The 13,170-nt window shown below is 60.3% G+C and carries 11 protein-coding genes; 2 read left to right on the top strand and 9 right to left on the bottom strand.

The annotated features are described in order from the left end of the window. Window positions 1-141: 141 nt before the first annotated feature. The 5 genes from BLT89_RS12065 to BLT89_RS12045 all read right to left on the bottom strand — a co-directional run bounded on the left by BLT89_RS12065 (window position 142) and on the right by BLT89_RS12045 (window position 6,232). Window positions 142-3,000 carry a valine--tRNA ligase gene (locus tag BLT89_RS12065; protein ID WP_090195627.1) on the bottom strand — a complete coding sequence of 953 codons (2,859 nt, stop codon included), beginning with the start codon at window positions 2,998-3,000 and terminating at the stop codon, window positions 142-144. A gap of 103 nt (window positions 3,001-3,103) precedes the next feature. After that, a complete protein-coding gene (locus BLT89_RS12060) occupies window positions 3,104-3,883 on the bottom strand; it encodes an MBL fold metallo-hydrolase (protein WP_090195624.1) in 780 nt (259 codons plus the stop codon). Beyond that, window positions 3,880-4,275, bottom strand: coding sequence for a hypothetical protein (locus BLT89_RS12055; protein WP_090195621.1), 396 nt, complete (start codon window positions 4,273-4,275; stop codon window positions 3,880-3,882). Before BLT89_RS12055 ends, BLT89_RS12060 begins: the two co-directional genes overlap by 4 nt. Before the next feature lie 9 nt (window positions 4,276-4,284). Then, window positions 4,285-4,704 carry a DNA polymerase III subunit chi gene (locus BLT89_RS12050; RefSeq protein ID WP_090195618.1) on the bottom strand — a complete coding sequence of 140 codons (420 nt, stop codon included), beginning with the start codon at window positions 4,702-4,704 and terminating at the stop codon, window positions 4,285-4,287. 46 nt (window positions 4,705-4,750) lie between these two features. Beyond that, complete coding sequence (locus BLT89_RS12045) at window positions 4,751-6,232, bottom strand: leucyl aminopeptidase (protein ID WP_090195616.1); 1,482 nt, start codon at window positions 6,230-6,232, stop codon at window positions 4,751-4,753. A 140-nt stretch (window positions 6,233-6,372) separates the two neighbouring features. Here BLT89_RS12045 and lptF point away from each other — a divergent pair, with 140 nt between their 5' ends. Both lptF and lptG read left to right on the top strand, forming a co-directional pair. Further along, window positions 6,373-7,494 carry an LPS export ABC transporter permease LptF gene (gene lptF / locus BLT89_RS12040; RefSeq protein WP_090195613.1) on the top strand — a complete coding sequence of 374 codons (1,122 nt, stop codon included), beginning with the start codon at window positions 6,373-6,375 and terminating at the stop codon, window positions 7,492-7,494. Next, on the top strand, window positions 7,487-8,548 hold the full coding sequence (gene lptG / locus BLT89_RS12035) for an LPS export ABC transporter permease LptG (protein ID WP_090195610.1): 1,062 nt from the start codon (window positions 7,487-7,489) through the stop codon (window positions 8,546-8,548). The genes lptF and lptG overlap by 8 nt, the downstream gene beginning before the upstream one ends. Before the next feature lie 9 nt (window positions 8,549-8,557). On the opposite strand, the gene BLT89_RS12030 is transcribed toward lptG, so the two are convergent. From BLT89_RS12030 to BLT89_RS12015, 4 genes are all read right to left on the bottom strand, one after another. Beyond that, the gene (locus tag BLT89_RS12030) at window positions 8,558-9,868 is read right to left on the bottom strand and encodes a ClC family H(+)/Cl(-) exchange transporter (protein WP_090195607.1); all 1,311 of its coding nucleotides are present in this window, start codon (window positions 9,866-9,868) and stop codon (window positions 8,558-8,560) included. 62 nt (window positions 9,869-9,930) lie between these two features. After that, window positions 9,931-10,416 carry an RDD family protein gene (locus BLT89_RS12025; protein ID WP_090195604.1) on the bottom strand — a complete coding sequence of 162 codons (486 nt, stop codon included), beginning with the start codon at window positions 10,414-10,416 and terminating at the stop codon, window positions 9,931-9,933. Between the two features lie 105 nt (window positions 10,417-10,521). After that, window positions 10,522-10,734 (bottom strand): cold-shock protein, encoded by a 213-nt coding sequence (locus tag BLT89_RS12020; protein WP_090195601.1) that lies wholly within the window; start codon window positions 10,732-10,734, stop codon window positions 10,522-10,524. A 413-nt stretch (window positions 10,735-11,147) separates the two neighbouring features. After that, a complete protein-coding gene (locus tag BLT89_RS12015) occupies window positions 11,148-12,857 on the bottom strand; it encodes a SulP family inorganic anion transporter (RefSeq protein ID WP_197673508.1) in 1,710 nt (569 codons plus the stop codon). Window positions 12,858-13,170: the final 313 nt, after the last annotated feature.

Raw genomic sequence — 13,170 nt, 5'->3', positions numbered from 1 at the left:
GTTTCTGATCTTGAGATTGACGTATGCCTGGCTGGCGCCGTGCGCTGAAATCTGCGCGCCACGGTACAGGGTAGTTCAGCCCATGGCTTTGACATTAAACAAGAAAAGCCCCGCGATATTGTCTTCGCGGGGCTTTAATGCCTAGAGGTTGGCGATCTTCTCGCGCTGCTCGGCCAGCTTGTCCAGGGCCTGCTGCGCTTCGGCCAGTTTGGCGCGCTCTTTTTCCAGTACTTCGGCCGGCGCTTTGGCGACAAAGCCCTGGTTGGCCAGCTTGCCACCGACGCGCTGGACCTCGCCAGCCAGGCGCTGGATTTCCTTGTCCAGACGCGCCAGTTCGGCGTCCTTGTCGATCAGCCCGGCCATCGGCACCAGCACCTGCATCTCGCCGACCAGTGCGGTGGCCGACATCGGCGCCTCGGCATCGGCGGCGATTACCGTCACCGACTCCAGCTTGGCCAGCTTGTTCAGCAGCGGCGCGTTATCGGCCAGGCGGCGCTGGTCTTCGGTGCTGGCGTTTTTCAGGATGATGTCGATACGTTTGGCCATGGAGATTTTCATCTCGCCACGGATCTGCCGCAGGCCGAGCATCAAGGCTTTGACCCATTCGATATCGGCCTCGGCGGCGGCATCGATGCGGCTTTCATTGGCCACCGGCCAGGCCTGCAGCATGATGGTCTCGCCGCTGGAACCGGCCTGGGCCTTGATCCGCTGCCAGATTTCTTCGGTGATAAACGGCATGAACGGATGGGCCAGGCGCAGTATCACTTCCAGAACGCGGATCAGCGTACGGCGGGTGCCACGCTGGCGTTCCAGCGAGTAGAGATCGGTTGTGGTGTCATCCGCAGAACCAACTCCCCACAACACCGGCTTGACCAGTTCCAGATACCAGGCGCAGTACTCGTCCCAGACGAATTCGTAGAGCGCTTGTGCCGCCAGATCGAAGCGGAAGGCGTCGAGCTGGCGGGTAACTTCCAGCTCGCAGCGCTGTAGCGCCGAGATGATCCAGCGATCTACCGGGGACAGCTCAACCGCCTCGCCGTTAACGCCCGTGTCCTGGTCATCGGTGTTTTCGATCACGAAGTTGGCGGCGTTCCACAACTTGTTGCAGAAGTTGCGGTAGCCCTCGACCCGGCCCATGTCGAACTTGATGTCGCGGCCGGTGGAGGCCAGCGAAAGGAAGGTAAAGCGCAGCGCGTCGGTGCCGTAGCTGGCAATGCCTTCGGGGAATTCGGCTCTGGTCTGCCTGGCGATCTTCTCGGCCATCTTCGGCTGCATCAGGCCGCCGGTACGTTTCTCCAGCAACGCGTCGAGCTCGATACCGTCGACGATGTCCAGCGGATCGAGCACGTTGCCCTTGGACTTGGACATCTTCTGCCCCTGACCGTCGCGCACCAGCCCGTGCACATACACGGTCTTGAACGGTACCTGCCCGGTGAGGTGCAGGCTCATCATGATCATTCGCGCGACCCAGAAGAAGATGATGTCAAAGCCGGTGACCAGTACGTCGGTGGGGTGGAAGGTTTTCAGGAAGTCGGTCTGCTCGGGCCAGCCGAGGGTGGAGAAGGTCCACAGACCGGAGCTGAACCAGGTGTCGAGCACGTCGTCGTCCTGGCGCAGCGCGGCAGCGCCCAGGTTGTGCTTGGCGCGCACTTCGGCTTCGTCGCGGCCGACATAGACGTTGCCGGCTTCGTCGTACCAGGCCGGAATGCGGTGGCCCCACCACAGCTGGCGACTGATGCACCAGTCCTGGATGTCACGCATCCAGCTGAAGTACATGTTCTCGTACTGCCTGGGCACAAACTGGATGCTGCCGTCTTCCACGGCAGCGATGGCTTTTTCCGCCAGTGGTTTGGTACTGACATACCACTGGTCGGTCAGCCACGGCTCGATGATGGTGCCGGAACGGTCGCCTTTGGGTACTTTCAGCGCGTGATCGTCAATGCTGACCAGCAGGCCCAGGGCATCGAAGGCGGCAACGATCTGCTTGCGCGCCTCGAAGCGGTCCAGCCCGGCGAACTCGGCCGGCAAACTGCCATCGAATTGCTCATCGACGCTGCCGTCGAGTTTGAATACCTGGGCGCGGGCCAGGATCGCGGCGTCTTTATCGAGAATATTGATCAGCGGCAGGTGGTGGCGCTTGCCCACTTCATAGTCATTGAAGTCGTGGGCCGGGGTGATTTTCACGCAGCCGGTGCCGAATTCAGGGTCGCAATAGTCATCGGCAATGATCGGAATGCGCCGGCCGACCAGTGGCAGTTCGACGAACTTGCCGATCAGCGCCTGGTAGCGCTCATCGTTGGGGTTAACGGCCACGGCGCTGTCACCGAGCATGGTTTCCGGGCGGGTGGTGGCGACGATCAGATGGTCCAGACCTTCGGCAGTTTTGGCGCCATCGGCCAGCGGGTAACGCAGGTTCCACAGGCTGCCTTTCTCGTCGTGGTTTTCCACTTCCAGATCGGAAATTGCCGTGTGCAACTTGGTGTCCCAGTTGACCAGGCGCTTGCCGCGGTAGATCAGGCCGTCTTCGTGCAGGCGCACAAAGGCTTCTTTCACCGACTCGGACAAGCCGTCGTCCATGGTAAAGCGCTCGCGCGACCAGTCTACCGAGCTGCCCAGGCGGCGGATCTGCCGGCTGATATTGCCGCCGGACTGCGCCTTCCACTCCCAGACTTTCTCGAGGAACTTCTCGCGGCCCAGATCGTGGCGCGACAGGCCGTCGGCACCGATTTGCCGCTCGACCAGCATCTGCGTGGCGATGCCGGCATGGTCGGTACCCGGCTGCCACAGGGTGTTGCGCCCCTGCATGCGGCGGAAGCGGATCAGCGCATCCATGATCGCGTTGTTGAAACCGTGGCCCATGTGCAGGCTGCCGGTGACGTTCGGCGGCGGGATCATGATGGTGTAGGGCTCACCACTGCCCTGCGGGGCGAAGTAGTTGTTGGCCTCCCAGGTCTGATACCAGGAAGTTTCAATGGCGTGCGGCTGGTAGGTCTTGTCCATGCGCGGCGGGACCCTTATGACGGCTAGACGAAAAAGCCGGGAAGTATAGCGGGAAAGGGCGTGTGGCCATAGACCGGGCGGGCGATCAGGCAGACGCTAATCGTTAAAGGGCGCCTTTGCTGCGCAAATAGGCGTCAATCAGTTCGCGCATGCGCTCACGGCCAAAGCTGCGGTCATGGCCACCATGCACCACATTCACCGGCAGCTCACGCAGGCGCAGCATGGTGTTGATGTAGTCGGCGATATTGGCGTCATCGAACTGGTCGAGTAGCGGCCCGTCGTATAGGGCGTCACCGGAAAACAGCGTGCCGCTGCTGGCTTCCCACAGCCCTATGCTGCCCGGCGAATGGCCGGGTAAATGAAGCACCTCGAATACGCGATTGCCCAGATCAACCACATCGCCTGCCGCCAGGGTGCGCGTAACCTTGGCTGCCGGTAGATGAAACCGGGTCAGGTCGAAGTCAGCATGGGGCAGGGCGCTGAGCATGGGCCCCGGCTCGACCTGATAGCCGCTTGCGCGTAATAAGGCCATGTCGTGTTCGCCGAAGTAGTCTTCAGCCAGCAGGCTGGTGTGCTGGGCGCATTGCAGGCAGTGGCTTTCGGCGTGGTGCACCCAGCAATCGTCGAACTCGTGATGGCTGCCGATATGATCGCCGTGGGTATGGGTCGCCAAGGCTACTACCGGCTTGTCGAGCAAATGACGAGTGGCTTCGCGCAAACTGGCTATGCCCATGCCGGTGTCGATAAACAAGTCGTGGGTACGGCCACGGATATGCCAGATGTTGCAGCGCATCAACTCGATGACGTGGGGTTCCCACAGCAGGGTGATGCCAGAATCGATGGTGCGGGTTTCAAACCAGCGCTCAGCGATTTTAAGCGTCATGTTTGTTTTCGCGTAGAGAGAATGCCGGGTAAGTGTTCTTCCAGGCGGCGGCGCAATTCGGCTTCGATCTGCGGCACGAAATCATCGATCACGTCCTGCAGTATCAGTTCTGCGGCGATGCGCAGTTCGCCTTCCAGACGGTTCAGCTCAAGGCTTGGCGGACGTGCCGCAGGCGCGTGCCGGGGCGGCGCAGCAGGTTGCGGCGGAATCGGCTGTAACGGCCTTTCGCTAAAGGCCGGCGGCACTATGTCGGACAGCAACGGAATGTTGCGCGGGTCAATCGAGTCTGTCAGCAGTGGCGGTTCGGCCATGGCAGGCTCGAGCAGCTGGCGAATCGACTCGAGATCGCTGAGCAGTTGTGCCGGTTTTTCTTTCGGGTTATTGCTGTCCATGATGTGCGCTTAGAGCTCTACACGGCGCGGATCAAATCCGCGTTGACGATAACTGCGAAAATTTTCGCGGCCGCCAGCCAGACGATCCGGCTGCTGGTCGATGATTTCGATAATCCGTTGAAACTGTGGCAGATGTGCCGAAATGTCGCCAGCCAGATTGATCAAAAGCCCGTTTGCCTGTGCCGGTTCTTCGTTCATGCCGATTACCACGGGTGCCAGCGGGTCTTCGCTTTGCAGGTTGTGCGGCAGAAAAGTGTCGGTCCTGAAGTTCCAGAGTAGTTCATCCAGCGCCTGGCATTGCTGCGCATCAGCGCAGCGCAGGAATACCGGCAGTCCGTGGCGCCAGCCTTTCAGGGCCAGCTTGCAGGCCGCCAGCAGGCGTTCGTCTGGTTTGTCGCCGGGCAGGATATAGAACTCGATACGGGGCATGGGTGTCTGTCAGTCTGAGTGTTGCAAGTGGATTGCGGTGCCCGGGTCAGGCCCGATCCAGCAGGTACTGGGTGAGCAGGGGGACCGGCTTGCCGGTGGCGCCCTTGTCCTTGCCGCCGCTGATCCAGGCCGTGCCGGCGATGTCCAGATGCGCCCAGTGGTAGTTCTTGGCAAAGCGCGAGAGGAAGCAGCCGGCGGTGATGCTGCCGGCCTTCGGGCCGCCGATATTGGCGATATCGGCGAACGGGCTGTCGAGTTGCTCCTGATACTCGTCGAACAGGGGCAGCTCCCAGGCGCGGTCATCGGCGTCCTTGCCAGCCTTGAGCAACTGTTGCACCAGCTCTTCGTTATTGCCCATCAGCCCCGAGGCATTGCTGCCCAGCGCGACGATGCAGGCACCGGTCAGAGTGGCGATGTCGATCACCGCCTTTGGCTTGAAACGTTCGGCGTAGGTCAGGGCGTCACACAGCACCAGACGGCCTTCGGCGTCGGTATTGAGGATTTCCACGGTCTGTCCGCTCATGCTGGTAACAATATCGCCGGGGCGGGTGGCACCACCGCTGGGCATGTTCTCGGCGCAAGCCAGCAAACACACCAGATTGATCGGCAGTTGCAGTTCCAGCACTGCGCGCAGGGTGCCGAATACGCTGGCGGCACCGCACATGTCGTATTTCATCTCGTCCATGCCCAGACCGGGCTTTAGGCTGATGCCGCCGGTGTCGAAGGTGATGCCCTTGCCGACCAGCACGTAGGGTTTTTCGTTCTTTTTGCCGCCCTGATAATCCAGCACGATCATCCGTGGCGGCTGGTCGCTACCCTGGGCTACTGCAAGGAAAGCACCGGCACCGAGGGCCTTGAGTTTCTTTTCGTCGAGAATGTCGGCTTTCAGGTTCTTGTAGGTCTTGCACAGGTTCCTGGCCTGATCTGCCAGGTAACTGGGGTGGCAGAGATTGGGCGGCAGATTGCCCAGGTCACGGGTGAAAGCCATGCCGCTGGCGATCGCCCGGGCATGCCGGCAGCCACGCTCGGTGTCAGCCAGCCCGGCCTTGTCGGTGAGCAGGGTGATTTTCTTCAGGGCGCGTGGTCTGGATTTCTCGCTCTTGAATTGTTCGAACTGGTACGCGCCATCGGCCAGAGTCTCCACCAGCAGGCGTGTGGTGCCATAGGTATCGCGATCCCTGACTGCGATATCGCCCAATGCCAGCACGGCATCGCTGCCGCCGAGCCCTTTGAGAACGCCGTGCACGGCAGTTATCAGCTTGCGCAACTGGCGATCGGACAGTGCCTCTTTGCCGCTGCCGACCAGCAATACCCGGGTTGCCTTGAGGTTGGGAATGTCGTGGAGCAACAGGGTCTGGCCTGGCTTGCCGCTGATATCGCCGCGTTTGAGCAGCTGGCTGAGGGCACCCGCTGCCGCTTGATCCACCGCCAGTGCCAGTGGCCCCAGTTTGCCGGCTTCGCCGACCGGCAGCACCAGAGTGGCTGTCTTGATGCTTTCCGGACGACTGGTTTTGACGAAAAATTCCATGCTGAGCGCTCCCCAAGACAAAGACGGTTGATTGCAGGATAATGTCGGCTGATTTCAGCGGTCCGCGCCAATGGCGGGCCAGTAGCAATGCCCTAGTGTGAGCGTTGCTGGCTGAGCCTGACAACCCTGGAGTGTCTGGTTTGATCGTATTCCGTTACCTTGCCCGCGAAGTTCTGATCACCATGAGCGCCGTCAGCGCCACCCTGCTGGTGATCATCATGAGCGGTCGTTTTATCCGTTATCTGGCACAGGCGACCCGCGGCATCATTGATCCGTCGGTCCTGTTGTGGATCATGGCCTTCAAGATTCCCGGCTTCCTGCAGATGATCCTGCCGCTGGGCCTGTTTCTCGGCATCCTGCTGGCCTATGGCCGCTTGTACATGGATAGCGAGATGACCGTGCTGACAGCCACCGGCATGAGCCAGCAGCGCCTGATGCTCTACAGTCTTGCGCCGGCGCTGCTGGTTGCATTGCTGGTGGCCTGGCTGTCCCTGGGCCTGACGCCCAAGGGTGCCGAGCAGGCAGACCGGATTCTCAACGATCAGGACAGCCTTACCGAGTTCGATACGCTCGAGGCCGGACGCTTCCAGAAGATGCGCAATTCCGACCGGGTTACCTACGTGGAAAGCCTGACCAAGGATCGCACCGAGCTGGGCGGAGTGTTCATTTCTGAAAAAAGGCGTTCCGAGGACGGCACCAAAGAGCGTGGCATTACCGTGCTGGTAGCAAACTCCGGGCGCCAGGAAATTCATCCGGATGGCAGTCGCTACCTGATTCTGGAAGATGGTTACCGTTACGACGGAACTCCGGGTGGCGCCGAATACCGGGTGACCAAATATGATGCACACGGCGTGCTGATGCCCAAGGCGGAAGTCAATGCGGACGTCACCGACCGCGAAGCGCTATCGACCCGTGCATTGATTGACAGCGATAAGCCGCGGCTCAAGATCGAGCTGCAGTGGCGGCTCTCGCTGCCGATTCTGGTATTCGTGATTACCCTGCTGGCGGTGCCCCTGTCGCGGGTCAATCCCCGGCAGGGGCGCTTTCTCAAATTGCTGCCGGCAATCCTCCTGTATATGGCTTATCTGGCGCTACTGATTGCGGTGCGCGGTGCCTTGCTCAAGGGCCAGCTGCCAGCCGGAATCGGTTTCTGGACGGTGCATGTCCTGTTCCTGCTGGTCGGCCTGTTGATGCTGTATTGGGAACCCTTGCAGCTGAGCTGGAAGGCACGGCGTAGCGTTCAGGAGGTGGCCCATGGTTAAGCTCGACCGCTACATAGGCGCCAGTGTGTTCTGGGCAATCCTGGCTGTACTGATGGTGATTCTTGGCCTGGCGCTGTTGTTCAACTTTGTAGATGAGCTCAATGATGTTGATGCCAACTACGGGCTGATGGACGCCTTCAGCTATGTATTGCTGACTGCGCCGCAATCGCTCTTCGAGATGTTGCCAATGTCCGCACTGATCGGTTGCCTGGCAGGGCTGGGTGCCCTGGCGAGCAACAGCGAGCTGACCATCATGCGCGCAGCGGGAGTTTCCGTTGGCCGGATCGTCTGGGCAGTGATGAAGCCGATGCTGGTGCTGATGGTCGCCGGTCTGCTGATCAGCGAATATGTGGCGCCGGTGACCGAAGCCATGGCGCAATCCAATCGGGCCATGGCGCAGGGTGGCGGTGATGCACAGAGCGCCAAGCGTGGGCTCTGGCACCGTGAAGGTGATGAGTTTCTGCATATCAATGCGGTGCAGCCGGACGGCAATCTGCTGGGTGTAACCCGTTATAGTTTCGGCCCTGATCACCGCTTGCTGTTTTCCAGCTTTGCCAAGCGGGCAATCTTTGCCGATGACAAGTGGCAGCTGCAGGGTGTGCGCACCACCGAGTTCAAGGAAGATCGAACCGAGGTCACCACCCAGGCCACTGCGCCCTGGAACATCCAGCTGAGCCAGAAGCTGTTGAGTACGGCGGTACTGGATCCGCAGACCCTGTCTATCACCGGCTTGTGGGACTACATCCACTACCTGTCGGCCCAGGGCCTGAATAATGGCCCCTATTGGCTGGCGTTCTGGACCAAGGTACTGAAGCCGGTAGTCACCATGGCCCTGGTGCTGCTGGCCATCTCGTTCATTTTCGGCCCGCTGCGTTCGGTTACCCTCGGTCTGCGCATATTTACCGGTGTAGTGGTCGGCTTCGTCTTTCAGATAGCCCAGGACCTGCTGGGTCCATCCAGCCTGGTTTTCGGATTTTCGCCGTTGCTCGCGGTGCTGATACCGACCGGAGTTTGCGCGCTGATCGGCTTCTGGATGTTGCGCCGCGCCGGTTAGGACGGCTAGCTAGTGCTGCGCGCGGAGCAGGCGTTCGCGCAGGTCGTCGTAGATGCCTGCCTGCTGCAACCAGAATGGAATTATCGCAGCGGGGATGCATGCCGCCATCAGGCTGACGGCCTGATTGCCCAGACCGGTCATTTCAATGATCAACACGATACCGGTCAGTGGCGCCCGTACCGAGCCCGAGAACATGGCGGCCATGCCGACCACGGCACAGAGCGGAATTTCCAGGGCGACGGCCGGCCAGTAGGCATCCACCAGCATGCCAAACCCGATGCCCTGGATAGCGCCCACGGCCAGCATGGGTGCAAACAGCCCGCCGGACATCCCCAGCGAATAGGACAGCGGTCCGAGGGCGAAGCGCGCCAGCCACAGGGCAGCCAGGCCGGCGAACAGCTGCTGGCCGCTCAGCAGTTCCCTGACCAGTGCTTCGCCACCGCCAGTAAAGAAAGGTGTCTGCCAAAGCAGGATGGAAAGCCCGACGGCAGCCAGAGTGCCGCGCAACCAGAGCGGCACTGCTGCGGGGCGGTTAAAGATATCCAGCGCCCGCAAAATGACGGTGTTGTACAGCACGCCGGCGAAGCCGGATGCCACCCCAAGACACGCCAGTAACAACAGGCCGGCGATGCCGGGCTGTTCCAGATGCGGTACAGGAAAAATTTCACCGGTACCGACCAGCAGCTGCGCTACCGGGACGGCAGTCGTACAGGCCACCATGCTGACTATTACCAGCCGGGGGTGGGCGCGGCGGGTCAGTTCTTCGAGAGCAAACAGCATGCCACCCAGCGGGGCGCTGAAAGCGACTGCCAGGCCGGCACCGGCGAGTCCGGCAATCAGTGTGCGCTGGTCCGCAGCCGATTTGCTGAGCTTGCCAAATACACCACCAATATAGGCGCCCATCTGCACGATCGGCCCCTCGCGGCCAAGGGCGTAACCTGACGAGAGTGCCAGAATGCCACTGCAGAACTTGACCGGCAGGAACATCCAGTTGCTTTCGCTGGGCATTTCCCGGCGCCAGACCGCTTCAACCCTGGGTACACCGCTGCCCGCTGCATTCGGCGCAAAGCGGCGTACCAGATAGATGGCGCACAAGGTCATGGCGGTTACCAGCAGGCACATGAGGCTGAAGCCGATCAGCGGCTGCATGCCGCGCAGACTCAGGTAGATGCTCTGAAGCCAGACGATGCTGTGCTCCAGACTCAGACGAAACAGCCCGCCGACCAGACCGATCGCCACGGCCGCTGCGGTGGCCAGCAGGCCCAGCCGGAAGATGCCGCCGAGATCGTCTTGATCATCCTGATTGTCCGTCCGGAACATGGGCTGGAGTCCTGTACGGTTAAGTGAGCACAACGCCGAGTCGGAATGAAGGCTTAAGGCGTTTACTTCTTCGGCAGGCAGACGATAACGCTTTCCGAATAGTGATCATGCCAGCTGCTTTTCTGCTTGTCCCAGAGAACCCACCAGAAGCCCAGTCCCAGACAGAGCCAGGACGCCAGCGCGATAATGAAACGCAGCAAGGCCTGCCACAGGCTGATGGCGCTGCCGTCCTTGTTCTGCACGCGAAGGCGCCATACCTGCATGCCCAGGGTCTGGCCGTTGAGCGTCCAGAATTTGGCAAAGAAGGCGAACAGGCTGAGGAATACCAGGCTGGCCAGCAGCGGGTCGGCATCCAGAGCGCCGGCATCCGCCAGGGCCTTGAGCTGGTCATTGCCGTAGATGGCACGTAACAGGCCTTGCTGATAGGCCAGGGTTACCACCATGGCGATGGCCAGGCACAGCAGGCCGTCATAGAAAATGGCGGCCAGGCGCCGTCCCAGTCCTGCAACGGGAAACTCACCTTGTGGGCGCAGCATGTGTTTGGGCATGGTCGGCTCTATAGGGAAACAATCGGCAGATTGTACGGGCAATAAATCATCGGGCACAAAAAAGCCCCTGAGGTTGAGAGCAGGGGCTTCGTGGTCAGCTGCGGATCAGGACTGGACTTGAACCTGGTCAGCCTGCATGCCTTTTTGACCTTGCACTGCAATGAAGCTGACTTTCTGGCCTTCTTTCAGGCTCTTGAAGCCGTCACCTTCAATGGCGCGAAAATGCACAAACAGATCCGGACCGCTTTCCGGGGTAATGAAACCAAAACCTTTTTCATCGTTGAACCACTTCACGGTACCGTTTTGACGAGTCGACATGTCTTAAATCCTTGAAACTTGAGTTGAGGACAGCCTCTTGTTCTCTGGGCGAAAAGAGGACTGGAACTGGTTGCAAAGATTTACAGACTCGAGCGGGATGTAGCGGATCCGGAAGATCTACTGCACCAGGTCACGATTAAGCTGCGACCCATGCAAACACAGTAGTCCAACAATAGCCTATGTTTTTGGCCTTTGCCAAGTCCCAGTAAATCATCGCGCAGGGCTTGAAGGCTGGGAGTCACAGCTCAGCTTGAAGCAGTATTTTCCCGGGTTAAATGGCGGTCATGGCGACTGCTGGCGCAATCGTCATTCCGCTAGTACCAGAACGGTGCATCGGCGCTCCGCTCTGTGCTGTGCTTCAGGGTGGCTGACTTCGCGTTGCTCCGGCAAGGCCACGCTGCATGCCTGACGATTCATTTTGTTGCACCCCCGGCCTGGCTCGCCAACGACTTCAGCGCGGCGTCCAGCGAGGTAAACAGCAGCTCGCGTCCGTCGGCCGGCCTGATGTCGCGGGTATAGCGTCTGATTTCATCCAGAACACCGGCAGATTGCGCCACGCAAGCCAGTCCTACACCGCGCAACTGCAGCTCGCTGTGCAGCTGAAGCAGCGATTTGGCAGCGGTGTAGTCGATGTCGTTGACCGGGCTGGCATCGAGCAGCAAGTAGCGTAATTCCTTCGAACTGCTTTCAACCAGTGCAATGACCTCATCCATCAGACGCCCGGCATTGGCGTAGAACATGTTGGCTTCAAAGCGATAAACGATGATGCCCTTGGCGGCAAAAACATTCGGCTGAACCTTCACCTGCCGCAGCCGGCCTTCCCTGTCAGGCTGCATGACACTGGTTCGCGGTACGTAGGTGTGCCGCACATGGGCGATCAGCGACATGAGCATGGCGATGGCGATGCCGTCCATGATGTCGGACAGCAGAACAGTCAGGCCGGTGGCCAGCGCGATGACGAACTCGCCGCGCTCGAGCCGGTAGATGTCGCGCAGGCCGGCTATGTCGATCAACTTGATGCCAACCAGAAAGACGATGGCCGAAAGTACCGCCATTGGCATATGCGCCAGTGGCCCGGTAAGGAACAGCAGGACCAGGGCAACCACCAGCGCGGTGGTGATATGCGCCAGTTGGCTGCGGCCACCGGCGCCATCCACCAGCTCGGTCTGGGTCGGAGTGCCATTGACCACAAAGGTGCCGCTCAAGGCTGCCATGGCATTGGCGCCGGACAAGCCGACTAGGTCCGAGTTTTCATCCACCCGTTCACTGTGACGCATGCCATAAGACCTGGAAGTGGCCGCACTCTGCGCAATGATCACCACAAAGCAGGTGGCGGCGGTCATCAACAGCTGATGCAGGTGTGACATCTGCAGTGCAGGCAGGGACAGGCTTGGCAGGCCGCTGGGGATCATGCCTACCACCTCGACACCTTGCCCCTCCAGATTGAACAGGATGCTGCAAACAATCATGCCGATAACCGCCAGCAACGCACCAGGTACGCGGGGTGCAAAGCGCCGAAAGCTGAGGATGGTGACAATCACCACCAGTGAAATGCCTGCCGTCAGCCAGTGCCCTTCAGCGGGCAGCCGCTGCAGCACCGAGAGCACCTGCTCAAAGGGCTCATGGCTGATGTTATGCAAACCGAACAGCCCGGCCAGCTGCCCGCAGGCAACCTGCACGCCGACGCCGGTCATGAAGCCGACAATTGCGCTTCGCGAAAGAAAGTCGGCGAGAAAGCCCAGTTGCAGAAAACGTGCGGCAAGCAGCATCAAGGCCACGATGAAGGCCACCAGGCTGGTCAGCCCCACGTATTCAGGGCTGGCGACAGGCGCCAGGGTAATCAGCGAGGCAGCCAGAATCGCCGCTGTCGCAGAGTCCGAGGCGACCACCAGGCGCCTGGACCCGCCAAGCAGGGCAAACGCCACCAGCGGCAGTAACAGGGTATAGAAGCCGGTCACCACCGGGGTTCCGGCAATCTTGGTGTAGCCCATGGCCTGCGGTATGCCGGCCGCTGCGAGAGTCAGCCCGGCAAAGATGTCCTGCGGTACAAGCTCTTTTCTGATCGGCAATATGCCGCTCAACAGCTTGATTTTCAGGGAAGCAGTAATCTGTTTGATGGTCACGGCGGACAGCTCTCCAGATCCGCAGGTTGATGGGGTCGCCGAGCGACTTTGCAGCTATCCGGCCAGGGTTTGGGCAGGTCTGACGCTGCATCGTGCAGCATCGTGCAGTTGTACCGAAGCTCGAATAAAGCAAACCACCGAAAAAACCGCATCAGCGAAAGTGAGGGTTTGCCGAAAATGTAACACCCGGATGGTGTGCCCGACACCGCAACAAGCCACAAGCAATCAGCGCGGCTGGTCTCACGGTTGTACCGGGGCAAATACCGAATGTCAGTCATTGCGTACGCTGACTATTGTCCAGCCTTGCTGTCTG

Source organism: Pseudomonas pohangensis (assembly GCF_900105995.1).
Lineage (GTDB): Bacteria > Pseudomonadota > Gammaproteobacteria > Pseudomonadales > Pseudomonadaceae > Aquipseudomonas > Aquipseudomonas pohangensis.
The sequence above is the reverse complement of the archived record's forward strand: the minus strand, read 5'-3'. Positions and strand labels throughout refer to the sequence as shown.

What these genes read in the sequence shown, in the direction of transcription:
- BLT89_RS12045 (WP_090195616.1), bottom strand. Translation starts at nt 6,232, where the DNA reads ATGGAATTTTTCGTCAAAACCAGTCGTCCGGAAAGCATCAAGACAGCC.
- BLT89_RS12030 (WP_090195607.1), bottom strand. Translation starts at nt 9,868, where the DNA reads ATGTTCCGGACGGACAATCAGGATGATCAAGACGATCTCGGCGGCATC.
- lptG (WP_090195610.1), top strand. Translation starts at nt 7,487, where the DNA reads ATGGTTAAGCTCGACCGCTACATAGGCGCCAGTGTGTTCTGGGCAATC.
- BLT89_RS12065 (WP_090195627.1), bottom strand. Translation starts at nt 3,000, where the DNA reads ATGGACAAGACCTACCAGCCGCACGCCATTGAAACTTCCTGGTATCAG.
- BLT89_RS12060 (WP_090195624.1), bottom strand. Translation starts at nt 3,883, where the DNA reads ATGACGCTTAAAATCGCTGAGCGCTGGTTTGAAACCCGCACCATCGAT.
- BLT89_RS12020 (WP_090195601.1), bottom strand. Translation starts at nt 10,734, where the DNA reads ATGTCGACTCGTCAAAACGGTACCGTGAAGTGGTTCAACGATGAAAAA.
- BLT89_RS12050 (WP_090195618.1), bottom strand. Translation starts at nt 4,704, where the DNA reads ATGCCCCGTATCGAGTTCTATATCCTGCCCGGCGACAAACCAGACGAA.
- BLT89_RS12055 (WP_090195621.1), bottom strand. Translation starts at nt 4,275, where the DNA reads ATGGACAGCAATAACCCGAAAGAAAAACCGGCACAACTGCTCAGCGAT.
- BLT89_RS12025 (WP_090195604.1), bottom strand. Translation starts at nt 10,416, where the DNA reads ATGCCCAAACACATGCTGCGCCCACAAGGTGAGTTTCCCGTTGCAGGA.